The 233-nt window shown below is 61.8% G+C and carries 1 protein-coding gene; it reads right to left on the reverse strand.

Annotated elements, in window-relative coordinates:
- Positions 1 to 233: bestrophin family ion channel (locus tag G1E_RS29170; RefSeq protein ID WP_047149676.1), on the reverse strand; the 233-nt coding region annotated here is incomplete at both ends.

A 233-nucleotide genomic window follows, 5' to 3' on the forward strand; every position in this document is an offset into this window, starting at 1 on the left:
CCCCGCCAGTACATCCCGCTCCACCGTCCGCACCATGGCATCGGTAGGCAGGTCATTCTCATCCCGCCCGAACGGGTCTTCCAGTTCGTTGCCAATCGCATCCAGCCCGAAGAACGTGTACCCCACGATGGTGGTGAACAGCGGCGCCAGCCAGCCCAGCGGCTCGGCCAGGGCAAACGGCAACAACAGGCAGAAGATGTAGATGGTGCGGTGCAACAACAGTGTGTAGGGAA

The organism is Pseudomonas sp. TJI-51, assembly GCF_000190455.2.
Lineage (GTDB): Bacteria > Pseudomonadota > Gammaproteobacteria > Pseudomonadales > Pseudomonadaceae > Aquipseudomonas > Aquipseudomonas juntendi.